Consider the following 22,283-nt stretch of genomic DNA (forward strand, 5'->3'; position numbering starts at 1 on the left):
GGCTTGGGAACATGAAGATGTCCCAGGCCACTCGTTTCGCACTTCTCAGCTTGACGCTCTGTCTTGCTGCTACTGGATGCACGAACCAGGAAGTAAGCACACCTGGGGACGTCGATAAGCCTGCTGCACCCATCATCCCCACGAACAGCACACAAGAGGTGAGCACCACCGGCTCTGCTTTTCTCAACGGCTACCAGATCCTTCCCACTGGTACGAGCGCGGTCTGTGCCACCCATGAAGGCACCAGAACGATCATCGTAGGCGATATGCCTTCAAAGAGCGCTGCCAGCGTCATCATGGATGAGCGTGGTGTCAAAGCCTTATCTATCGCAGACGCGGAAGACAACGTCGAGTTCACCGACTATTCGGTGCCGGTAGAGATTTCCACCACCGATGGGGTTACCACCGTCACTGGTAAGGCGGAAGGCACCCGTGTGCAGGGCACTTCGAATAAGAAGATCCAGATGACTTTTGTGATCACCGCAGAGTGCATCTGATTCAGCTAGCCTAGGCCCGTGGACTCAAACGTATTTAGCAACTGGTGGTCAAATCCCGAGACACAAATGTGGCTGGTGCAACGCCCCGCGCAAATCGCGTTGATCCTGGTTATCGCGGCAATCGCGAACTGGATCCTTCACCGCGTGGTGTGCCGCGTTGTGCAGCACACCATCGATACTCCCCCGCGAATGCCCAATATCGGCCCGCGCCGTCCCGGCGAAAAGAACTCGGCTGTGAAGCGTGATCCGCGGCGCGATGCCCGGATCCGCACCCTTGGTGCCGTGATCAGCTCTGCGCTCGCCTTGTTCGTGTGGTTGTGGGCGATCGTGGCAATCCTGGACCAAGTCGGTGTGAATGTCGCACCCATCATCGCCTCCGCTGGTGTCGTCGGCGTAGCGCTCGGCTTTGGCGCACAATCCCTAGTCAAAGACTTCCTCTCGGGAGTTTTCATGCTCATCGAGGATCAGTACGGCGTCGGTGACACTATTGACGTCGGCGAGCTCTCCGGCACCGTGGAAGACGTCAGCCTGCGACTGACTACACTGCGCGATATCGATGGCACCCTGTGGTTCGTGCGCAATGGCGAAATCCTCCGCATCGGCAACTTCAGCCAGGGCTACGCTATCGCCCGCGTGGACGTTCCGATCGCACTGAACAATGACGTCGCCCTGGCCAAGGACACGATTCTCTCCGTGGCGCGGGCGGTAGCCGAGGACGAGGACATCAAGGCCTCCATCTTGGAAGAACCGGTCCTCGACGGTGTCAACGCCATCAAATTGGACCACATGATCATCCGTGTTCATATGAAGACAAAGCCGGGCAAGCAGTGGTTTGTCCAGCGCGAAATGCTCGCGCGCGTCATTCCGTCGCTCAACGAGGTCGGCATCAAACCGCCTTATGCTTATCGACGTCAGCTCCTGGAATCCGAAAGCGAAAACTCATGACCTTCTACGAAGAAGTCGGTGGCGAGGCGACCTTCAACAAGCTCGTTGCCGAGTTCTACCGGCGAATGCGCAGCGATGACCTCATCGGCCCGATGTACCCAGAAGATGACTGGGAGGGCGCCGAAGACCGGCTGAAGTGGTTCCTTTCCCAATACTGGGGTGGGCCACAAACCTTCAGTGAGCAGCGCGGCCATCCGCGACTGCGGATGCGGCACGCGCACTTCGCTATCGGCATGCCGGAAGCTGAACGCTGGCTTGCCATAATGCAGGAGGCCCTCGACACCATCCCAGCCTCAGAATTGGATGATGCGCACCGCACTGCGATGTGGGACCACATGGTTCGAGTAGCGGAGATGCTGATCAATCGGGCGCCTTAAGCTCACGCGAAGAGATTCAGCCCGTCCGATTCATAGACGGATCCGAATGGGGCATCAATACGCACCCAGCGTCCCGCTTTGGCTACCCGGAGGTGGCGAGGGACGTCGGCACGCGCGCCAATGCTGGGGATCAAACCCAGCGCGGTACAGGTGAAGATGGCGCGCATCGTAACCTCGGCGGTGTGTCCGTGCCCCGACACCGCGAGTACGTTCTGATCCAGCAAAGACTTCGGGGGACCCAACGGGCCGGAGAACTGGCGCGTTAGGTCGCGCCCTTGATCTGCCAGCCGGTGGACTATGTCCACGGGAATAACATCGAGCTCAACCCAATTATCTTTGGGTGGCAGCGCGCCTGGCCAAGCTGCGTCCATGGACTGGCCGAGCTCGCCGGTCTCCAGTGCGGTGAGGACTGTCTGGGCACTGAAGACTGATTTGTCGCGGCTGACCTGGCCGATGATGCGCCGTGCAGCGAATACTTGGAAGGGCGTGGTGACAAAGGCATCAATACGCCCCGCAGCGACAGCCTGAAACCGCACCAAGGCCTGTGCATCTAGTTGTTCAGCGCGTTGCACTAGAGTGCGCAGACCGCCTGCTCCGCCGCTTACCCTTAATGTCTCAGTCACTCTTGGTCTTCTTGGTCTGCTTCTGGTTTGCTTCCTGCAGCGAGGGCAGCATCCGGCGCGGACACATTGGCGAGGATCTTGCGCTCATGTTCTTCGATCGGGCGGGGGCGCCCGCTCTGCAAATCCACCATGATCTGCACGCACTCGACGACGCAGGCGATGGAGCCGTGCCGATCTTTCACGTTTTGCACCGTGGTGAAGGAGGTGTTGCCGATGCGTACGACCTGAGTCTCAACGATCACTTCCATCGTGTCCGGCATGATCGCACTGAGGTAGTCAATCTTCATCGAGCGGACGAAGGCCGCTGGCATGGCGTGACCGAGTTCAACGAACTCCTCCATCGCGAAGATAGACCGGGCTTCCTGCGCCAACTCAATGTAAGAAGCATTGTTGATGTGCCCGAAACGATCAAAATCACCCCAGCGAACAGGGATCTTGGTGATGTGAATTGGTCCGGCACTCAGTCGGTTTTCCGATGCTTCTGCCATTGTTACCTCCGCATTGCGTCCAGGAAATTCTTTAACATAACCAGCCTAATGCCTTTCATGCGAGTATGCCGGTAGTACTACTTTTAAGGGGGAAACTACTTGGCGGCGCATCGCTTTTCGACGACAAAAGTGCCGCTCCCCCATAACGGAGAACGGCACTTCCTGCGTGTTTCTTAGCGAGTCAGCTTGCGGTGCGTAACGCGGGACGGGCGTGCCGCGTCTGCGCCGAGGCGCTCGACCTTGTTCTTTTCGTAGTCCTCAAAGTTACCTTCGAACCAGAACCACTGTCCTTCCGCCACGTTGCCTTCCCAGGCGAGGATGTGGGTACAAGTACGGTCCAGGAACCAACGGTCGTGCGAGATGACCACGGCGCAACCTGGGAAGTTCTGCAGTGCGTTTTCCAGGGAGCCGAGGGTTTCCACGTCAAGGTCATTTGTCGGCTCGTCGAGGAGGATCAGGTTGCCACCCTGCTTGAGCGTCAACGCCAAGTTGAGGCGGTTGCGCTCACCACCGGAAAGGACCTTCGCCGGCTTCTGCTGATCCGGGCCCTTGAAACCAAAGGCGGACAGGTAAGCGCGGGATGGCATTTCATTCTGGCCGACCACGATGTAGTCGAGGCCATCAGATACGACCTCCCACACTGTCTTTTCTGGGTCAATGTTCTCACGGCCCTGGTCGACATAGGAGAGCTTGACGGTCTGGCCGACAATGACCTCGCCGTCATCAGGCTGCTCTAGCCCAACGATGGTCTTGAACAAGGTGGATTTACCCACGCCGTTCGGACCGATGACGCCAACGATGCCGTTACGCGGCAAGGTGAAAGACAGGTCCTTGATCAGTACCCGGTCATCGAAGCCCTTTTCCAGGCTCTTCACCTCAACAACTTGGTTACCCAGGCGCGGTGGGGTCGGGATCTGGATTTCTTCGAAGTCGAGCTTCTTGTACTTTTCGGCCTCCGCTACCATCTCGTCATAACGATCCAGACGAGCCTTATTCTTCGCCTGACGTGCCTTAGCGCCGGAGCGAACCCATGCGAGTTCATCCTTCAGGCGCTTCTGCAGCTTCTGGTCCTTCTTGCCGGCAACCTCAAGACGCTCGGCCTTCTTCTCCAGGTAGGTGGAGTAGTTGCCTTCGTATGGGTAAAGCTTGCCGCGGTCCACTTCACAAATCCAACCAGCGACGTGATCAAGGAAGTATCGATCGTGGGTAACAGCCAGGACAGCGCCCTTGTAATCAGCCAGGTGCTTTTCCAGCCAGAGGACAGATTCCGCGTCGAGGTGGTTAGTAGGTTCGTCGAGGAGCAGCAAATCAGGCTCGGAGAGCAGCAGTTTAGCCAGCGCTACGCGACGGCGCTCACCACCAGAAAGGGTGGTCACAGGAGAATCGGATGGTGGGCAGCGCAGTGCCTCCATCGCCTGTTCGATCTTGGAATCAATCTCCCAAGCGTCGGCGGCGTCCAGCTCCTCCTGCAGCTTGCCCATTTCTTCCATGAGCTCATCGGTGTAGTTGGTTGCCATCTCTTCCGCGATGGCTTCGTAGCGCTGCTTCTTCTCAAAGATCTCGCCGAGGCCTTCTTCGACGTTCTCTCGAACGTTCTTTTCCTCATTGAGCGGTGGCTCCTGCAGCAAAATTCCCACTGTGGCGCCGGGATCCAGGAATGCCTCACCGTTCGACGGCTGATCAATGCCAGCCATGATCTTCAGGATCGAGGACTTACCTGCACCGTTCGGACCCACGACGCCGATCTTGGCGCCCGGGTAGAACGCCATAGTGACATTGTCAAGGATGACCTTGTCGCCGTGAGCCTTGCGCACGTTTTTCATCGTGTAGATGAACTCGCCCATGTTTCCCCTTATTTATTGCTAGAAATAGTCCCCTAAAGGTTACATGACGGCGCAGGAAAGACCAGGGTTGGTCAGTGTTGCACAGCAGTGCTAGAACGGTACCTCCTCTTCTCCGGCGCTGGCCCCAACACCAGCGAGTTCCGTTTCTTGATTGCCCTGCTCCGAGGCGTCGGTCACGGTTGCCGGTTGTTCTGTGGCAGCCGGTGGGTTTAGCGGAGTGAATACTCCGGGCCGGACAGCGTGGCGCGTCAGATCTACGCCGACATGGCTGGCACGCAACACGATGCGCGACTGATTCTTGTTTTCCGCATCCACCCACTCATGGGTGAGCAGCGTGCCGGTAACTATCACCGCCATGCCTTTGAAGAGCGAATCATTGCAGTTGACGGCCAGCTGGTTCCAACACTCAACCGAAATGTACAGCTGGTCGAAGTTTTGCCACTCGTCTTTCTCGTCCTTTACGGCGCGCGAAGCAGCGATCCGCATCTTATAAACGGCCGTGTTATCAAGCTTCTTGAGAGTGGGGGTGGTGATGATATTGCCGGTGATGGTGACGCTGTGTTGTGCCATGTGATTGATGTCCTCCCGAAAGATGTGCAACTAGGTACGGGGCACACTTTCGCAGGCATGGTTGCAGGCGTCGATAGGCACGGCAGTGCAGCTGTGGATAACCTCAGCTATCCACAGCTATGCTCAGTCGAACTTGGAGTTGTAGTAATCATGCAGCGGATCCTTGCCCTGGTTAAAGGCGGCAAGTTGCGCGTTATAGGCCTCAAGGTCTTCCTCGAGTTCGGTCGGATTGGCTTCCATGACATGGGTTTGCTTACGGTCATAAACAAACCACTCCCAAATGAGGACAGCCCACACGATCAACAACGGGAATTGGCCAGAAGCCCAGGAGATCGCTCCACCGACCACCTGGTCATGCAGTAGATCCACATGCCACGGCAGGCCAAGGTTTTCGTAGAAGGATTGGCCGAGCACCTCGGTCATCATCATCAAGTAGACACCGAAGAACAGGTGAACCGGCATCGAGAAGGTCAACCAGAATATGCGTTCCATCGGAGAATGCTCCTGCGGCCGCTTGTCCACGCCGATGAGGTCCCAATAGTAGAGCGACCCAGACCAGAGGAAGACCACATTCATGATGACGTGTCCGGCGTGCTCATCGATCATGATGCCGTACAACGGCGTCAGGTACATGATGTAGAACAGCACGACGAACTGAATAGTGTTCACACCGGGACGAAGCAAGAAGCGCAGCCAGGGATTATCCACGGCAGCTTCGAGCCACTCACGGGGGCCGGGGAACTCCGGCGAAGGACGCAACGCCTGGAGGAAAAGCGTGACAGGGCCACCGAGGACCCAACCGATGGGAACGCCCATGGACAAAATCATGTGGCCGACCATGTGCATCGAGAAGGTTGCGGGCATGTTCATACCGATACCCGAGCACACGGTTACGAAGAGCACGAGGCAGCCCAAGAGGAACCACAGGGTGCGGTTAAGCGGCCAAGTACCGCCGTCGCGACGCACGCGCCACACTGCCCACAGATACGCAACGGCCATGAGGATCGCGGCCACGCCGAACAGGATATCCAGCCGCCACATGGTCCACACGTTCCAAATCGTGGGCTCTTGATAAAGCTTGTAGCCGAGCTCAATGTCCATCGTGTTCAGGTCTACATTGCGTGGCGGCGGTGGCGGGGTGCGTCCAAGCGAGATCGCGACGCCGGTGACCGCCGCCATGAGCAGCACCTCAACGATGGCAACGCGGCTGAACAAACCCGGGTTCTTCGGCAGCTGCGGAATGGTCAGCTGGCGGTGTACAAATCCGAGCAACGCGAGCAGAATCACGCCGATGGTCTTAGCCAGGATCAGCCAGCCGTAACCCGTAGAAAGCAGATCACTCCAATGCATGCGGATCGAGGTGTTGATCAAACCGGAAACGGTCATCACCACCACCGAAGCGAACGCCAAGTGAGAATAGCGGCGCACCGCGACATCCAGGTGCGGGCCTTTGCGACGCCCATGGGCAATCAACGCGATAAGGCCCCCCACCCACAGCATGGTAAATACCAAGTGCCACAGGTAGGAGTTGGTGCCATAGTCGTGATCGCCGCCTGTTGCCGAGTGCCCCTCCATGCCGAGTGGGACGATAGACAGCAACGCACCAATCAGGAACACCGGCTGCATGATCCACCGATACGTAGTCAACGCCGCAATGCCCGTCACAAAAGCGAAACCAGCAGTGACCTGCCAGGCTACCGAGGTAGACACCAGCTCTAGCGCCTGTGGCCAATTCACGGGATTGATCGTGTTCTTCAGCGGTTCTCCCGAGACATCCGAAAGATACATCGGAACCATGAGCTGCGCGATCAATGCGAAGCACAGGCAGGAAATCGCTCCCGTACGGGCAGCAATCGAACCATCGACGCTGAGCTTTGCGGGCACCAGATCTGTGGAATTCGGTTTAATGAAGAACGTGGCGCTGAGGAAGGAACCGATGGCCAAAGCCGCCAACATGAGCCCGCCCGCCCGCAGGAACGGCAGGCCCGCGGTAGTTGCGGGTCCCGGATCCGGAACACCCAATGCTGCCAGCGAGTCTCCTAGGAAGACCCACGAGATCATAGCGCCAACGACGCCCGCGGTCGCCGCAAACAAAATGTACAACCACGTAGAGGTCTTGTACTTCTGCTCGGGGATGTGCGAATCCGCAGCCGACGCGTGCGTATCAACCGATGTAGCCATAACGTCAACCTTAACCGGCGGCATCAGCAATCATCGAAGTGGTACGACACCACGGGGAGAATTAGAACCCCCACAGGCGTTGCGGTAAAGTTCCCTAGTGGTCCAAATACTTCTTTGGCCCAATTCCCTCCTTAGCTCAGCGGATCAGAGCAGACGGCTTCTACCCGTAAGGTCGCAGGTTCGAATCCTGCAGGGGGGACTTTTCCTTTTCCCAGTTCAGGAGTCTTTTAACCCGTAACCCTGGTATAGCTGACAAACCCGTGTTGGTCCCGCTCTACGGTGACTACCAATTCCCCACCCTCTCGGCGCTGGAAAGTGGCAACGGTGCGACGTTCGGGAATGAAGCGTTCAATGACGCAGTCTTCGATCGGGAAATGTTGTACCAGTCCGGCAAGGGACCATTCTTCATCGTCTACTTCGGCAACTAGTCGCGCCAGTTTCGGAAGCACATCGTTCAGTTCCGGCACCGGCACGGTGAGTGGGCCGTTGGCGTCGCGAAAGTTCTCTAAGGCCAGCACCAGTCGGGATCCGGCTTTATTGAATGGCGCGGAGTAGAAGGTCGCCCCTAACCCAAAGATTTCATAACCTGCGGCGATCACGTCGTGGCAGACGCGGACGATGGTGGAGACTTGCTCGGCTCCTACGTCATAGGGCACTTGTTCCGTGGTAAAGCTGCTCAGGCCATGTTCTTCGCCGAAGGAACGGAACCCGTGAGCTGCGGTGGGGTTGAAACCTGGATCGTCTCCGAGTGGCTGCCAGCGCCACAACAGGGTGGCGGGTTCTACGGCTACAGATGCCACGGGGAAGGTATCGCACTGGATGACACCGCGATCGGATTCGAATCTCAAAGTGCCAGCGTCGTATGCCCAGGTGTAGTTTTCGCCCAAGTGCGCTACCAGGAAGTCACCGAAGGCTTCTTGCTTTGCCTGCGCCGCGAGGGTTGATCGCTGTCCAACACGCCTAATCTCCGGAATCATGACCGTGAGACTAGCATCACAGCGTCATGATTGCAGGAGTGAATTACTACAGGAACCGAGCGACGATAACCCACTTGCCCAACGCATGGTCATACTCAGCAGCAATGCCCACGCGAGAAAGGTCGCCGTTGAGCATGATGTCACGGTGCGATGGGGATTCAATCCACATCGGAACGGCCATGCCGAGGTTGGGAACTCGCGCGAGGATCTCGTAGTAATCGCCAACTTGGTGATCCAGCGTGTGGTTAGCCACTTGGCCTTGTGCGTGCACATAAGCGCTATCTGCGAGCCCGAAGTCAAACTGGACCGGCTGCAGGCCACGCCCAATGCGCTCGCCATTCATCTGCGCCAACAGGGTATCCACAATGCTGTTCCCGGCTGCTGGGGCCGGTGCAGCCAGCCACGGCAATCCTGGGATATTCAGAGGTGGGAGCTGAATCACTGGCAGCGGAGGCAGCTGTGAACTCCCGACCACTTGTGCGCCCGCTGCCGGGGCTAGTATCGCCGAGGTACCGATGATGGTGGCGGAGACAAGCACTTTTGCGAAGCTGGAAGTCATAGGAAGTTAGGCCTTCGGATGGTGTGTTGAGCAAGAATCTTTATTTACCCTAGCGCCTTGGCTATCAGATCTTCTACACCAGCAAGGAAATTAGGTGGCGGCAGGCGGCTATTGACGTCGATAAGCACCCGGCAGGCAACACCGTAAGATGAAGACCAACCGTCAACCATAAGGAGAACCATGGCACTTCCCCTCCCCAGCCCAGATGCCCGTGCGGTAGTCACCGGCGCAAGCCAAGGAATCGGCATGGCGATGGCACGCGACCTCGCCACCATGGGCCACAACCTGATCCTGGTCGCACGCCGTGAGGACGTGCTGCAGGAATTCGCCGACGAGCTCCAGCGCACCTACGGCATCACCGCTGAGGTGTACGCGTGCGACCTCGCTGAGCACGACGCCCGCCGCGCTTTTATCGAAGCCATCGACAACCGGCACATCTCAATTCTGATCAACTCCGCCGGCATCGCCTCCTTCGGCCCGTTCATGAAGCAGGACTGGAACTACGAGCTCACCCAGTTCCACCTCAACGCCACCGCATGCTTCGAACTCACCCGCGCAGTGCTGCCCGGCATGCTCGAGCGAAACGAAGGCGCAATCTGCAACGTTGGTTCACTGGCCGGAGACATGGTGATCCCCAACAACGCCACGTATATCTTCACCAAGTCTGGGCTGAACAAGTTCACGGAGGCGCTGCACTATGAGCTGCGCGGCTCCGGAGTGACCTGCACCTTGTTGGCACCAGGGCCAGTCCGGGAGGCAGTAGTACCGGAAGAGCAGAAATCGATTGTTGATCGAGTTGTTCCCGACGCTGCCTGGACCACCTACGAATCCTGCTCCCGCGAAACACTCGAAGCCATGGCCGCCGGCAAACGACGCGTGGTGCCGGGACCGCTCGCCAAGCTCATGGAAGTGGTCACTAATATCGCCCCAACGCGGGTTATCGCGCCGATCATCGGCGGAATCTACAAGAAGATGGGCTAAACCAAAGTGCACGAAGAAGTACCTTTCAAGAACGACCGCCTGGTGTGGGTGGACCTGGAGATGACGGGACTGGATCCACAGCGCCACGTGATCGTGGAGATTGCTGCCCTAGTCACCGACGCCAACTTGAACATTCTGGGTTCCGGCGTTGACCTTGTTGTCCACGCCACCGAGGCAGAACTAGCCGAAATGGATGACTATGTTCGGGGCATGCATACCGATAACGGCCTGCTGCCAGAAATCCAGGCTTCGAGTTTGAGCCTTGCCGATGCTGAAGATGCGGTGCTGGCGCTCATTGCGGAACATTGCGATCCGGCGCATCCCGCCCCACTGGCCGGCAATTCAATCGCCACTGACCGCACCTTCATCCGCGCATACATGCCGCGTCTTGACGAAGCCCTGCATTACCGCATGGTGGATGTTTCCTCCGTCAAGGAGCTTGCTCGCCGCTGGTATCCACGGGTCTACTTCGCGCAACCTGACAAAGGGATGGCGCACCGCGCACTGGCGGACATCGTGGAATCGATTCGGGAATTGGACTACTATCGTCGCAGCATCTTCACCGCGAGCCCTCTCCCTAGCTCGGAGGAAGCTACCTCCTGCGCCGAAGAATCAGTAGCTGCCTACCAGCGGTTTTTGTAAATTGTTAGCAGTGCGTTAATATGAATTCCGCTGCTTAATTGCAGCGATGGTGGCTGTAGTTCAGCTGGTAGAGCACCAGGTTGTGATCCTGGGTGTCGCGGGTTCGAGTCCCGTCAGCCACCCCAAAGAAATGCCCCCTGATCTGCAGAAATGCGGCTCAGGGGGTTAGTTTTTTGCGTTGATTCCGGCGTGGGTCGATCGTAGTTGGTACGCACAACTGAGCGTTATTCCAAGACTCTCACCGAAGCGCCACCGAATCCCGCACCTTTAGTTTAAGAAAAGCCGGGCAACACACTGACTGTTTCCTGCTATCTAATTGGAGCCGTCGTCCGCAGTAGATGCCTTCGGTAAGTTCGACCGTAGACGTATACCGACGGAAGGGATCAGGGTTACTTCAGATGAACAAAAGATCAACTGCACTCCTAGTGTCGGCATTGAGCCTCGCCTCCGCCGGCACCCTTAGTGGCTGTGGCGGATCACCGGAAAGCACTGGATCCACAGGCGCTAAGCCAATCACTTCCCTTGCCCCTGGCGAAAGCCTTCCGAGCACTTCTTCAGCTTCTCCGGAGACCTCCGTCGCCGAAACGAGTTCAGATACCCCGTCAACTCAAAGCGACGAGCCTCGTAGCGCAACCCCGGTTGATGGCATCCCCCGCGAAACGGACTACAACAACGCGGACGTGGAGTACGTCGCTGAGTCAAGCATCCGAGCAGAGCGTATGGCACAGGCCGCGGAAATCTACCTGGCGCGCGGCGGAACTTCCGAGAAAGGGAAGGCCATTGCGCAACGAGTTAAGGCTCAGCAGTCGAACCTAATTCAGCCGCAAAACGAGCTTTTGACAACGTGGGGCATTGATAATCCACAAACGGTCTTCCCTGCACATCCGGCAGGAATTCCGACCGCCGAGCAGGTGGAGAGCCTCAATTCTTTGGAGGGTAAAGCTGCAGACGATGCTTTCCTCGGGCTTGTTTCAGCGAATCTAGACGGCGCTGTTGAATCAGCCCGTAGCCATGTCTCGGCAGGATTCCACCCCGAGGTGAAGGAAGCTGCCCAGCTAGTCATAAACGAGTACGAAAAGGAAAAGGCCTCCATTACGGAGGCCCAGCAGGTTTAAGCGTTACCGGCTTTCCATTCTCCCCATGGGATGTTCCAGTCTCCAAGGCCGTCATAGCCCGACAGGGTGCCGCCTAGGGTGTTCTGCACAACGACGACGTCGCCACGCTTGAAGTTCTGCTGGAACCAAGCAGCATTTTCGGTGGAGACGTTTACGCAGCCATGCGAGGTATTCTGACTCCCCTGCGCCCAAACCGACCATGGGGCGGCGTGCACGAAAATGCCCGAATAGCTCATCTGTGTGGCGTATTGCACTGTGGTCTTGTAGCCGCCAGCGTCAAGAGCCAAGCCATAGGTGGTGGAATCCATGACCATCGATTGGTGCGAATCTCCGATGATGTAAGTGCCATTCGGTGTCGGCCATTGGCTCGATCCAAGTGAAACCGGGATTGATTTGACTACGTTTGCGCCATCATAAATGGTCATAGTCTTGGTGTTGTCATCAACAACAGCCTTGTAACCAGCGGCGATGTTGAAACTAGTGGCGTTATCTTCACTGCCATAAACACCGCCACCGAGGTCCACACCGTAGATTTTGGCATCAACCTTCACCTTTGTGCCCTCAGGCCAGAACTCGGCGGGACGCCAACGCACCTCATAGTCATTGAGCCAATAGAACGCGCCCTCGACCTTGGGCTCAGTGGTGATAGTAATCGCCTCTTGCGCGGCGCGACGGTCCACAACGGGCGTCGAGAAGCGCATGCCGATGGTCTGACCGACACCAACATTGGAGTCCTCCAGCGGAGACAACGACACAAACGCCGTTCCCGCCGGATTCATAGTAGAGAACGTCGAAGTGGTTTCCGTCCCGTTAGATCCCGTGGCGGTTACCGTATAAGTCCGGTAGTAGCCGAGAACTTCAGTGGTTTCCCAGGTTTTCTTATCTGCGGAAAGTTTTCCTTCTACCACCTTGCCGGATTCATTAGTCATCGTGACTTCTTCCAGCTCATCTTCTAGCGCTTTCACCAAGATGGGCTCCGCAGGGCTCACGTTCTCAGCGCCATCCGCGACAGACACCGCAGGCGCCAGCTTCTCGACGGCCGCAGTACCATCTCCCTGCGCCGTTTCACCAGCACTTGACGAATCCGCACCACGATCAATTGTGCAGCCAGCAAGCGACACCACTAAACCAAGGGCCACTACAAGAGCAGCGATGGACTTTCCCATTTATCCTCCGCGCCTCAGCACAATACTTTTCCAGTCATTGAATCTATACCGTCGACAAAGGAAAACCTTACCCAAAACACCCTTTTAACTACATCAACCCGTGCTAGGGTAACCACTAACACCAAAACACGTTCTGACCTGCCGATTTTACTTGCACCGTTAGAAGCTGTTATATTTTTCTTCGTTGCCAACGAGGCCAGAACATTAGTTCCAGCCCGATCAACATGCGCCATTAGCTCAATTGGCAGAGCAACTGACTCTTAATCAGTGGGTTCGGGGTTCAAGTCCCTGATGGCGCACAATAAGGCCCCAGCTAGACAGTGGTTTTCACTGAAACTAGCTGGGGCATTTTTGTTTTACCCCCTACCCCCGATTTCGTTCCAACGCATTGGGTGACGATCTACACCCACAATCAAACATCGACAAGATGGCTGCGACTCATCGGTTGTAGCGCGCTCAAGCGCTCCTATCGCGACGAGATCCGTACCCTCGCCCCGGACGTGAAGTTTGTCCACGTACACGGCAGTGACGAGCTATTGCAATCCCAGCTGGATGCTCTTAAGCCCCTTGATCACGATGAAGCGGGGTACGTGTTTGATATCGCCGCCGCTCCGCAGCAGTTGGTATCAGAGGCGAGCTCGTGAATTGGAGTCTAGGAATTCCTAGTAACTGGCTGTGGGGACGTATTGTTTTACCCCACAGCTTTCCTGTGTGAATACACTTAGGAAGTATGACCGGTCCAAACCATTCAAAACCGCCACAACAGCGCAATGTCAGCCGCGCATTAATAGTGGTTGACGTTCAGAACGATTTCTGCCCCGGCGGGACCCTTGCCACCGAAGAAGGTGGAAACGTAGCCAAGAAGATCGCAGCGCTGCTGAGCAACCAGGATGACTATGCTGTTGTCGTCGCCACGCAGGATTGGCACATTGACCCCGGGGAGCATTTCTCCGATGCCCCGGATTTTGTGAATTCTTGGCCCGTGCACTGCGTTGCGCAATCGGATGGCGCCGACTTCCATCCCGCGCTCCAAGGCTATCCCTTCGATGCTGTTTTCCGGAAAGGCGAATACGCAGCCGCCTATTCTGGTTTCGAGGGCGCCGATCACGGCACCAGTCTGAACGAATATCTGCTCGAACACGCCATCACCAATGTAGATATTGTGGGTATAGCAACCGATTATTGTGTGCGGGCGACAGCCCTTGACGCGGTAGCCAACGGCTATGTAGTGCGAATTCTCACTGACTACGTGGCGGCAGTTGCCGAAACTACCGGCGTCGCTGCCCTCAGCGATATCGCTCGCGAAGGTGCCACCGTGGTCGACGGCAGCTCACAAAACTAATTTCCTGTTTAAACGATGGCCTGTCAACCGGGAAGCCGAAGGGATTTAAATATTATTAACTCTGTGGAAAACAAGCACGCGCTTCTCATCGTTGATACTCAAAATGACTTCTGCCCCGGCGGGGCTTTGCCGGCAGAAGGAGGCAATCTAGTCGGTGAGAAGATTGCGGACCTGGTCATGTCCGATCACGGTTATGACTACGTGCTGGCCACTCGAGATTGGCATATTGACCCCGGTCCACACTTTTCCAAGAAGCCCGACTTCGTGGATACCTGGCCAGTCCACTGCAAAGCGGGCACCCTCGGGGCAGAATTTCACCCGGCTCTCGAGCTCGCATTTCAGGAACTTCCCCCAGATGCGGAATTCCTTAAAGGCCAGTACACGCCGGTGTACTCCGGGTTTGAAGGTAGCTGCAACGGTGTGTTGCTGGAGGACTACTTACGCGAAAAGGGAATAAGCCACCTTGATATCGCGGGCATAGCCACTGACTTTGTGGTGCGCGAAACCGCGATGGACGCAATCCGACGTAAATTCCGCGTCCGGATACTCACAGACCTAGTAGCCCAAATCAACGCAGATTACGGTCAGCTGGCGTTAGATGAGCTCAGCGAAGCCGGAGCCGAATTGGTTTAGCACCGAACTAGGTGGCCAAGAGTCCCCTATTCCTTAGACAGCACAACAAAAATGCCCAGCTAATACGGCTGGGCATTTTGACTGTGCTGTGAACTAAGCGCGCTCAGCGAGCATCCGCTGGATCTCCTTGAGATCGCGCTTCTTCTGGCGAGAACGCGCGACAGAGAGGGCAATCAGGCAGACAACAACAGCAGCTGCGCCACCCAGGACTGCCTGTACCTTTGGTTCTTGTACCTTATCCGCAGCGGAACGCTTTGCGTCTCCTACGAGCGCCTGCGGACGGCTGCGATCGGCGAGTTGGTCGAGCGTGCTAGCGAGCTGACGTCGGGTGCGCTCAATATCGCGCTGGATGTCATCAATGTTGCGTGCCACGAGGAATCTCCTGGTTCATTGTTGTGCGGTTTATCGTTTTGACTCTACCGTCAAAGGTAGTCGACGTGCAGATTTCGCGCATACACAGCAGGACTTTCTGCTACTGCACGCTAAAGTAGGACATATGACTGAAGCGATTCGACTCGAACCTGGCACCAATGCCCCCGAATTCAGCCTCACAAATGACGAGGGTGGCACGACCTCCCTGCAGGACTTTGCTGGCAGCCGCGTCGTCCTATTTTTCTACCCTCGCGCTAATACGCCTGGTTGTACCAAAGAAGCCTGCGATTTCCGCGACTCCTTGGCACCACTGAATGATGTCGGCATCCAAGTCGTGGGTATTTCCCCAGACAAGCCGGAAGCGCTGGCCAAGTTTCGGGCGGATCATGGGTTAAACTTCCCGCTCCTTTCCGATCCGAATCGCGAAGTCCTAAAGGCCTATGGCGCGTTCGGTGAGAAGAAGAACTACGGCAAGATCGTCGAAGGCGTCATTCGCTCCACTTTCCTTGTGGAGGCTGACGGGACCATCGGCCTTGCTCTGTACAATGTGCGCGCCACCGGCCACGTCGCCCGCGTGCTCCGCGAATTGGATGTGACCCCATAGGGACCATGTCGGAGATCCTCGTACCCCGGCGCCGTCCGGCACAACAACGCAGTCGCGAGAAGTTCTGCCGCATTCTGGCTTCCGCGCGCGCAGTGCTTGTCGACGTCGGTTTTGAGTCCTTCACTTTCGATGAAGTAGCAAAGCGCGCTGAGGTACCCATCGGCACGCTCTACCAGTTCTTCGCCAATAAGTACGTACTTATCTGTGAACTTGACCGAGAAGATACCGCGGCAATTGTGGAAGAACTGAACAATTTCTCTCAGCGTGTACCCGCGCTGCAATGGCCAGAATTCCTCGACGAATTCATTGACCACCTCGCTAAACTCTGGCGTGAGGACCCGTCACGGCGGGCCGTGTGGCACGCAATCCAATCCACTCCGGCGACCCGCGCCACTGCTGCGGCCACGGAAAAGCAGATGCTGGAGATCATCGCGGAAGTCATGCAGCCGCTCGCCCCCGGGACTCCCCTACAAATGCGGCTAGGGTTGGCCGGCATTCTGATCCACACCGTGACCTCGTTGCTGAACTTCGCAGTGCGCGAATCTACAGAGGACGAGTATTCCTTCGAAGCGACCGTAGTGGAGATCAAGAGAATGCTGGTGGCGTATCTCTTCGCCGTCGCCACGGTTTAGGTCACTCGATACCCAGCACGCACACCGCCGTGGCGTAGTCACCATCGTGGCTAATGGAGATTTCTACGGTGGCGTCGACAAGCGATTGCTGCAGGCGGACCCTCCCCCACTGATCCTGCTGCACCACCACCTGACTCCAGATCGTTTCTGCAGCCACTGGCGGCCTACCGTACATCGACTGGGACCACGCCTTAACAAAGGCCTCTTTGGCGGCCCAGCAGCCCGCTAGATGCTGTTCTCGGCTCGGTTTGCCCAGCGCACGGCGCAGCTCAGTTGGATGAAACACCTCGCCAAAGTGGGAACCCGGCCGAGCGAGCTGCTCCGAGAAGCCGGGAATGTGAACGAGGTCGATGCCAACGAAGTTACGCATAGCAACCAAGCTTAAAGACTTTCCATCATTATCCTACGGAAAGTACTTGCCATTCTGGAAAGTTGTTTCTATAGTTGAGATAACACTTCGACCAGGAAAGGCTCATTCCATGACCACTCCAGACCAAGCCCGCGAACAAATTCATCTCGCCGATTCTCTCGCCCATCGCGCAAGCAGCTTTAACCCAGTGTGGATCACTTACGTCGCTATTTGCGCAGCCGGTTCCTTTTTCATCATGGGTAAGCATTGGGCACCAAATTCCCTCATTCCCATGATCCTCAGCCTTAGCTGGGTGGTGGCTTTCATTGCCATGATTGGTGTCTTCGCCATGATTCAGCCTGCAGCTCGCCGCGGCTTCAGCAAACGCTGGGGAATTATGATGGTCCTTTGGACTGTCACATGGACACTCACGACAATCTTGGAACCGAGCCTCAATGTGGCGATGTCGCTGTCAACTGCGTTCCTATTGCTGGCCGTTGCGGGTCCTATCTGGGAAGCTATTGCGAATCGGACAGTCCGATGAGCTCGCACCCACGTTTGGATCTCGACCCAGCATTCGGAAACCCCTTACGCTTTTCCCTCGTAGCTGCGCTGTCTGGCGTGGATTACATGGTATTCAAAGATCTGCGCGACTACATAGCTACCACTGATTCCACGTTGTCGAAGCACGCATCTGCTTTGGAAGAATTGGGATACGTAAAGATCAAGAAGGGCTTTGTGGGAAAGAAGCCCCAAACGAAATTGTCTCTCACCAGCGCCGGCCTTAAGGCATGGAAGGCCCACCTAGTGGCGCTTAGAGAGATTGCCGGCTAGCCCACGGTCACAACTAGCAGCAAAAAGCAACAGCACCCAATGGATTTTCCATCGGATGCTGTTGCTTCCCTAACCCAAGGTTTTAGTGGACTTCAAATCCGGCCGCACGGAACTTTCCGCGAATTTCGGCCATGCTCTCTGCGGTCGGCGGAGAAGTTTCAGTCAGGCTGTAGTGCATATCAAGTTCCCGCCACTTGTCAGCTCCCATGTTGTGGAACGGCAGGACCTCAACGCGCTCAACGTTTGTTTTCCAGCGACTAACAATATCCACAACTTGTTGGACGTTTTCCGCAGAATCCGTCAAACCTGGAACTACCACGAAGCGGATCCAGACTCGCTTTCCAAGCGCGCTGAGTCGATCACCAAAATCAATGGTCGGCTGCAGCTGACGCCCAGTCACCTGCTGGTAGGTTTCTTCGTTACCGGATTTCACATCAAGCAGAACAAGATCGAGATTCTCTAAATCCTGGTCAGTGAGGCGAGTTCCTAGGAAACCTGAAGTATCGATGCACGTGTGGATACCCGCATCATGCACCATCTTCAGCAAGCGTCGGGTAAACGCAATCTGGAAAAGGGGCTCGCCACCGGAGATGGTCAGCCCGCCACCGGAGGCACTGAACACTGCTTTGTAGCGCTTAATGCGCTTGTAAACAGCCTCAATTGGCTCCAAGGTGCCGGTCTTCATCTCCATGGTGTCCGGGTTGTGGCAATACAGGCAGCGCAGCGGACAACCAGACATGAACAACGTCATGCGGGTGCCGGGACCATCCACGGAAGTCACTAGCTCCCAGGAGTGGATTAGCGCCACGTCACCGGTTCTGCGGGCTGCGAGCAACTCTTGCCGGTTTTCAGTTTCGAGGAGCTCACCTCCGCTGATTCCGGCAGCGACGCCGCGGACCTTCTCCCCGACTGAGGGTTCGAGGAGAACTACGCCTGTAATGCCATCGGCCATAGAGCTTTAGGATCCTTCGTGGAAGGTACGGGAAATGACGTCAAGCTGCTGTTCCTTGGTCAGCTTCACAAAGTTCACTGCGTAGCCAGAAACACGAACGGTCAAGCTTGGGTACTTCTCTGGGTGCTCGACAGCATCTTCAAGGGTTGCGCGATCAAGCACGTTGATGTTGGCGTGGTACAGACCAGCCTCCATGTTGTGCTCCGCACGGTTCTTCTTCATGTTCTCGAGGCGCTCGTCGAAAGTATGTGTAGCCATTAGAGTGATCTCCTTCTTAGGAAGTGGTTAGTTGGCAGGGTCCATGATGAAGCCAGCATCCAGCACACCAACGAGGTTAGTGATGCGTTCTTCTGACGTACGTCCCAAACCGGATGGCGTGATCGTGTTGGTCAGCGAGATGCCGTCGAGAGCATCGTTGTAGTCCAACTTGCCCACGGACAGCATCGAAGCGACCATGCCGTGGTTATCAGCACCGTTTTCTGGGTTTGCACCTGGTGCGAACGGGGTGCCAGCCTTGTGGCCGGATGGGAACGCGCCGGTTGCCTTGCCGTAGACCACATTGGAGGTAATGGTCAGGACAGACATGGTTGGCAGGGCATTGCGGTACATCGGGATGGCCTTGATCTTTTCCATCACGGTGTGGACAACGGTGGCGGCAATGTCGTCGGCACGGTCGTCGTCGTTGCCGTACAGCGGGAACTCACCCTCGGTCTTGTAGTCCACTACGAGACCAGTTTCGTCGCGAATCGGGGTGACCTTAGCGTACTTAATTGCTGCCAAGGAGTCTGCAACGATGGACAGACCTGCAATGCCGCAGCCCATGGAGCGCAGGATGTCGGAGTCATGCAGCGCCATTTCGATGGACTCGTAAGCGTACTTGTCGTGGCAGTAGTGGATGATATTCAGGGCTTCGACGTAAGTGCCGATTACCCAGTCCAGCATGTCCTCGTACTTAGCCCAGACCTCATCGAAGTCGAGTGGGCCGTCGCCGTCGATTGGAGCAAAGCCTTCTACGATCTGCTTGCCGGAGACTTCGTCACGGCCGCCGTTGATTGCGTAGAGCAGGGACTTCGCAGCATTGACGCGTGCGCCGAAGAACTGCATTTGCTTGCCGACGCGCATTGGTGAGACACAGCATGCGATGGCTGCATCGTCGCCCCACTTGTCGCGGATCTGCTTGTCTGACTCGTACTGGATCGAGGAGGTCTCGATGGAGATGTGAGCACAGAACTTCTTGTAGCCCTCAGGAAGCTCAGGATCCCAGAAGATGGTGATGTTTGGCTCTGGGGATGGGCCGAGGTTTACCAGGGTCTGCAGCAGACGGAACGAGGTCTTGGTGACCATATGACGGCCGTCGTCAGCGAAGCCTGCATCGGACCAGGTGGCCCAGTATGGGTCGCCAGAGAAGATCTGGTCGTAGTCTTCGGTACGCAGGAAGCGGACGATGCGCAGCTTGATAACGAGCTGGTCGATGATCTCCTGTGCATCAGTTTCCGTGATCAGGCCCTTGGCCAGATCGCGCTCGAAGTAGACATCGAGGAATGCGGACAGGCGACCGACGGACATTGCGGCGCCGTCCTGGGACTTGATGGAACCGAGGTAGCCAAAGTAGGTCCACTGCACAGCTTCTTTAGCGGTGGTGGCTGGGCCGGAGATGTCGAAGCCGTAGGACTGAGCCATCGCCTTCAGCTTCTTCAGAGCCTTGATCTGCTCGGAGTGCTCTTCGCGGAAGCGTGCCCAGTCCTCGTTGAATGGCATATCCGCAACACTGTCACGGCTTTCCGTCTTCTCCTGAATCAGTGCATCTACGCCATAGAGCGCGACGCGGCGGTAATCGCCGATGATACGGCCACGGCCATAGGCATCCGGCAGACCGGTGATGATGTGCGAGGAACGAGCCGCGCGAATACGTGGGGTGTAGATGTCGAAGACACCATCATTGTGGGTCTTGCGGTAGCGAGTGAAGATCTTGGCAACTTCTGGATCCGGCTCTTTGCCGGCTTCCTTGATTGCCTGCGCAACCATGCGCCAGCCACCGTTAGGCATCATGGCACGCTTGGTTGGCTCGTCGGTTTGCAAGCCGACGACAACGTCATCATCTTCAGAGATGTAACCAGCTGGGAAGGCGTCGATATCGGACGGGGTGTGCGTATCGATGTCGTACACTCGGCGCTCACGCTCTGCGGCCAAGTACGTGGAATCTAGGTGTTCCCAAACGCGCTTGGTCTTTTCGGTTGGCTCAGCAAGGAACTGAGCATCGCCATCGTATGGCGTGTAGTTGCGCTGAATGAAGTCACGGACATCGATTTCTTCAACCCAATTGCCGGGGGTGAAACCCTCCCATGCAACGTCCGAGCTTTCAACATTAAACTTACCCATAAAATAATAACCTTTCAGGTTGGGAAGCATATTTTTTTGAGATATTTGTCAATCTCAAAGTTTTAGATAGTTGATCACTTTTCAGCGACCAATTAAGTTTTCAAGTCAACGCACTCACACAGCTTTAACCGCCTCAAACGGGGCAATGTGAAGTTAGCGGATCTAATGTGTCCATTATATCCGCAGAATCGATTCAGATCCAGTTCGGGCCACTATTTTTTTCAGCGCCTGGCAGTTAACGGGATCAGCCCCAATCCCCCACCACATCGAGCCGCTATCCTCGCACTCGAACCAAGTAGCGGTACACCGTGGCTTCCGAGACGCCCAGCTTGGTTGCGGTCGCCGAAATTCCACCCTTGAGCAGGTAGAATCCTGCATCGTCCAGCTCGGCGACAATGTGCAACCGATCATCAAGACTAAGGTTATCCACATCCGCACCATGCTTCACAAGTACCGAACTGAGCATGGACTCAAACAGAGTATCTAGGTTGGAATGCAGGTTTTCCATTGTGGCATCTTGCGAGTCAGCCTCCTGCATGTTGCTCGTCATTTCTTCAACGGCCCGCTGCTTAACTTCGTCGATTGTAGGCAATCCATCAAATGCATCAGGTTGCCCAAATTGATCCGAAATTGGATCTGGAATTGGCAGGTCATCAACAAACTGCTCATAGCCCTCCGCAATTACCGGCGAGGCGCCACCAATTTGCGGTCCGATAAAACGCTGAAATTGCACGAAGTCAGTGATATCAACATTGGTGCAAATCATTCCGATAAGCTCATCGTTTTCATCTCGGATAAAATAACTGGAAGAACGACAAATGCGCCCAACTCCATTGACTGCTCGATACCCGGCCACGTAAGGCACGGAGGAACTCGCCCCTTGACGCATGAACCATAGCGCGAAGTTTGTGACCGGCCCGCCCATTTTCCGACCGCTGATGTGGCCATTAACGATGGCAATAATCGACTCGTCCGGAACCGTGAGATCGTGCAGCACAATCTCACAGTTGGGCCCGACTGCTTGCCCCAAAAACTCCACTAGCGGAACGTAGCGAGCATAAAGGTCGCGCCGATCCTTCACCGGGGGCGAGGTGAGTAGGCTCTTCATTGATCTGGGTGCAAATTTCATTGTCTTCACTCTTTTTGGCGTCGATTTCGGTATAGGTATCGGCGGGCTATACAGCCCGCCGATTACACGCTCTCAATCGTCCTTATTGGGTA

At 56.2% G+C, this 22,283-nt stretch carries 25 protein-coding genes, 3 tRNA genes and 3 pseudogenes; 16 read left to right on the forward strand and 15 right to left on the reverse strand.

All coding sequences use genetic code 11. The annotated features are described in order from the left end of the window. Window positions 1-11 precede the first annotated feature (11 nt). From WG915_RS08390 to WG915_RS08400, 3 genes are read left to right on the forward strand one after another with little or no spacing between them, the layout of a single operon-like run. The gene (locus tag WG915_RS08390) at window positions 12-497 is read left to right on the forward strand and encodes a lipoprotein LpqH (protein WP_339564935.1); all 486 of its coding nucleotides are present in this window, start codon (window positions 12-14) and stop codon (window positions 495-497) included. 18 nt (window positions 498-515) lie between these two features. Further along, a complete protein-coding gene (locus WG915_RS08395) occupies window positions 516-1,442 on the forward strand; it encodes a mechanosensitive ion channel family protein (protein WP_339564936.1) in 927 nt (308 codons plus the stop codon). Next, a complete protein-coding gene (locus tag WG915_RS08400) occupies window positions 1,439-1,819 on the forward strand; it encodes a globin (RefSeq protein ID WP_339564937.1) in 381 nt (126 codons plus the stop codon). Before WG915_RS08395 ends, WG915_RS08400 begins: the two co-directional genes overlap by 4 nt. A gap of 2 nt (window positions 1,820-1,821) precedes the next feature. Here WG915_RS08400 and WG915_RS08405 read toward each other — a convergent pair whose 3' ends face one another. From WG915_RS08405 to WG915_RS08425, 5 genes are all read right to left on the reverse strand, one after another. Then, complete coding sequence (locus tag WG915_RS08405) at window positions 1,822-2,442, reverse strand: hypothetical protein (RefSeq protein WP_339564938.1); 621 nt, start codon at window positions 2,440-2,442, stop codon at window positions 1,822-1,824. Next, entirely contained in the window at window positions 2,439-2,930 is a 492-nt protein-coding gene (locus WG915_RS08410) for an acyl-CoA thioesterase (protein WP_339564939.1), read from the reverse strand. The genes WG915_RS08405 and WG915_RS08410 overlap by 4 nt, the downstream gene beginning before the upstream one ends. A 173-nt stretch (window positions 2,931-3,103) precedes the next feature. Beyond that, entirely contained in the window at window positions 3,104-4,774 is a 1,671-nt protein-coding gene (ettA, locus tag WG915_RS08415; protein ID WP_339564940.1) for an energy-dependent translational throttle protein EttA, read from the reverse strand. 90 nt (window positions 4,775-4,864) lie between these two features. Continuing rightward, a complete protein-coding gene (locus WG915_RS08420; protein WP_339564941.1) occupies window positions 4,865-5,344 on the reverse strand; it encodes a single-stranded DNA-binding protein in 480 nt (159 codons plus the stop codon). Between the two features lie 123 nt (window positions 5,345-5,467). Continuing rightward, the gene (locus WG915_RS08425; protein WP_445227812.1) at window positions 5,468-7,525 is read right to left on the reverse strand and encodes a cytochrome c oxidase assembly protein; all 2,058 of its coding nucleotides are present in this window, start codon (window positions 7,523-7,525) and stop codon (window positions 5,468-5,470) included. A 125-nt stretch (window positions 7,526-7,650) separates the two neighbouring features. Here WG915_RS08425 and WG915_RS08430 point away from each other — a divergent pair. Further along, window positions 7,651-7,724, forward strand: a tRNA-Arg gene (locus tag WG915_RS08430). A gap of 28 nt (window positions 7,725-7,752) precedes the next feature. Here the strand turns inward: WG915_RS08430 and WG915_RS08435 are convergent. From WG915_RS08435 to WG915_RS08445, 3 genes are read right to left on the reverse strand one after another with little or no spacing between them, the layout of a single operon-like run. Then, window positions 7,753-8,502, reverse strand: a complete 750-nt coding sequence (locus tag WG915_RS08435; protein WP_339564942.1) for a DUF6882 domain-containing protein — start codon at window positions 8,500-8,502, stop codon at window positions 7,753-7,755. A gap of 46 nt (window positions 8,503-8,548) precedes the next feature. Further along, entirely contained in the window at window positions 8,549-9,061 is a 513-nt protein-coding gene (locus WG915_RS08440) for a CAP domain-containing protein (protein WP_339564943.1), read from the reverse strand. A 44-nt stretch (window positions 9,062-9,105) separates the two neighbouring features. Further along, window positions 9,106-9,243: a hypothetical protein gene (locus WG915_RS08445; protein WP_339564944.1), complete on the reverse strand. Its 138-nt coding sequence runs from the start codon at window positions 9,241-9,243 to the stop codon at window positions 9,106-9,108. Between WG915_RS08445 and cmrA the strand changes: the two genes are divergently transcribed. From cmrA to WG915_RS08465, 4 genes are all read left to right on the forward strand, one after another. Next, window positions 9,242-10,042, forward strand: coding sequence for a mycolate reductase (gene cmrA, locus WG915_RS08450; protein WP_339564945.1), 801 nt, complete (start codon window positions 9,242-9,244; stop codon window positions 10,040-10,042). The genes WG915_RS08445 and cmrA overlap by 2 nt on opposite strands. A gap of 6 nt (window positions 10,043-10,048) precedes the next feature. Next, window positions 10,049-10,684 (forward strand): oligoribonuclease, encoded by a 636-nt coding sequence (gene orn / locus WG915_RS08455; RefSeq protein WP_339564946.1) that lies wholly within the window; start codon window positions 10,049-10,051, stop codon window positions 10,682-10,684. 49 nt (window positions 10,685-10,733) lie between these two features. Further along, window positions 10,734-10,809 (forward strand) — tRNA-His (locus tag WG915_RS08460). A 273-nt stretch (window positions 10,810-11,082) separates the two neighbouring features. Then, the gene (locus tag WG915_RS08465) at window positions 11,083-11,799 is read left to right on the forward strand and encodes a DUF305 domain-containing protein (protein WP_339564947.1); all 717 of its coding nucleotides are present in this window, start codon (window positions 11,083-11,085) and stop codon (window positions 11,797-11,799) included. On the opposite strand, the gene WG915_RS08470 is transcribed toward WG915_RS08465, so the two are convergent. Further along, entirely contained in the window at window positions 11,796-12,965 is a 1,170-nt protein-coding gene (locus WG915_RS08470; RefSeq protein ID WP_339564948.1) for a L,D-transpeptidase, read from the reverse strand. The genes WG915_RS08465 and WG915_RS08470 overlap by 4 nt on opposite strands. Before the next feature lie 226 nt (window positions 12,966-13,191). Here WG915_RS08470 and WG915_RS08475 point away from each other — a divergent pair. The 4 genes and pseudogenes from WG915_RS08475 to WG915_RS08490 all read left to right on the forward strand — a co-directional run bounded on the left by WG915_RS08475 (window position 13,192) and on the right by WG915_RS08490 (window position 14,940). After that, window positions 13,192-13,264 (forward strand) — tRNA-Lys (locus tag WG915_RS08475). A gap of 41 nt (window positions 13,265-13,305) precedes the next feature. After that, window positions 13,306-13,609 (forward strand): annotated as a pseudogene (locus tag WG915_RS08480) (hypothetical protein). A gap of 86 nt (window positions 13,610-13,695) precedes the next feature. After that, window positions 13,696-14,307 carry an isochorismatase family protein gene (locus tag WG915_RS08485; RefSeq protein ID WP_339564949.1) on the forward strand — a complete coding sequence of 204 codons (612 nt, stop codon included), beginning with the start codon at window positions 13,696-13,698 and terminating at the stop codon, window positions 14,305-14,307. Between the two features lie 63 nt (window positions 14,308-14,370). Beyond that, window positions 14,371-14,940: an isochorismatase family protein gene (locus tag WG915_RS08490; protein ID WP_339564950.1), complete on the forward strand. Its 570-nt coding sequence runs from the start codon at window positions 14,371-14,373 to the stop codon at window positions 14,938-14,940. Window positions 14,941-15,033: 93 nt separating this feature from the next. Here the strand turns inward: WG915_RS08490 and WG915_RS08495 are convergent, their stop codons facing one another. Then, a complete protein-coding gene (locus tag WG915_RS08495) occupies window positions 15,034-15,312 on the reverse strand; it encodes a DUF3618 domain-containing protein (protein ID WP_339564951.1) in 279 nt (92 codons plus the stop codon). Between the two features lie 124 nt (window positions 15,313-15,436). On the opposite strand from WG915_RS08495, the gene bcp reads away from it, so the two are divergent. Together bcp and WG915_RS08505 are read left to right on the forward strand one after the other, a co-directional pair. Further along, entirely contained in the window at window positions 15,437-15,916 is a 480-nt protein-coding gene (bcp, locus tag WG915_RS08500; RefSeq protein ID WP_339564952.1) for a thioredoxin-dependent thiol peroxidase, read from the forward strand. A 5-nt stretch (window positions 15,917-15,921) separates the two neighbouring features. Next, the gene (locus WG915_RS08505) at window positions 15,922-16,548 is read left to right on the forward strand and encodes a TetR/AcrR family transcriptional regulator (protein ID WP_339564953.1); all 627 of its coding nucleotides are present in this window, start codon (window positions 15,922-15,924) and stop codon (window positions 16,546-16,548) included. Window position 16,549: 1 nt separating this feature from the next. Here WG915_RS08505 and acpS read toward each other — a convergent pair whose 3' ends face one another. Beyond that, a complete protein-coding gene (acpS, locus tag WG915_RS08510) occupies window positions 16,550-16,918 on the reverse strand; it encodes a holo-ACP synthase AcpS (protein ID WP_339564954.1) in 369 nt (122 codons plus the stop codon). A gap of 109 nt (window positions 16,919-17,027) precedes the next feature. Here acpS and WG915_RS08515 point away from each other — a divergent pair, with 109 nt between their 5' ends. Next, window positions 17,028-17,441 carry a hypothetical protein gene (locus tag WG915_RS08515; protein ID WP_339564955.1) on the forward strand — a complete coding sequence of 138 codons (414 nt, stop codon included), beginning with the start codon at window positions 17,028-17,030 and terminating at the stop codon, window positions 17,439-17,441. Then, window positions 17,438-17,731: a winged helix-turn-helix domain-containing protein gene (locus tag WG915_RS08520; RefSeq protein WP_339564956.1), complete on the forward strand. Its 294-nt coding sequence runs from the start codon at window positions 17,438-17,440 to the stop codon at window positions 17,729-17,731. The genes WG915_RS08515 and WG915_RS08520 overlap by 4 nt, the downstream gene beginning before the upstream one ends. 82 nt (window positions 17,732-17,813) lie before the next feature. Here WG915_RS08520 and pflA read toward each other — a convergent pair whose 3' ends face one another. From pflA to WG915_RS08540, 4 genes and pseudogenes are all read right to left on the reverse strand, one after another. Beyond that, entirely contained in the window at window positions 17,814-18,683 is an 870-nt protein-coding gene (gene pflA / locus WG915_RS08525; protein WP_339564957.1) for a pyruvate formate-lyase-activating protein, read from the reverse strand. Window positions 18,684-18,689: 6 nt separating this feature from the next. Then, a pseudogene (gene grcA2 / locus WG915_RS11625) lies at window positions 18,690-19,268 on the reverse strand (autonomous glycyl radical cofactor GrcA2). Then, window positions 19,242-21,092, reverse strand: a pseudogene (locus WG915_RS08535) (pyruvate formate lyase family protein); the annotation flags it as partial. The pseudogenes grcA2 and WG915_RS08535, both read right to left, overlap by 27 nt. Before the next feature lie 244 nt (window positions 21,093-21,336). After that, the gene (locus WG915_RS08540; RefSeq protein ID WP_339564960.1) at window positions 21,337-22,191 is read right to left on the reverse strand and encodes a helix-turn-helix transcriptional regulator; all 855 of its coding nucleotides are present in this window, start codon (window positions 22,189-22,191) and stop codon (window positions 21,337-21,339) included. Between the last annotated feature and the right edge of the window lie 92 nt (window positions 22,192-22,283).

It is taken from the genome of Corynebacterium sp. H128 (assembly GCF_037482625.1).
GTDB lineage: Bacteria > Actinomycetota > Actinomycetes > Mycobacteriales > Mycobacteriaceae > Corynebacterium.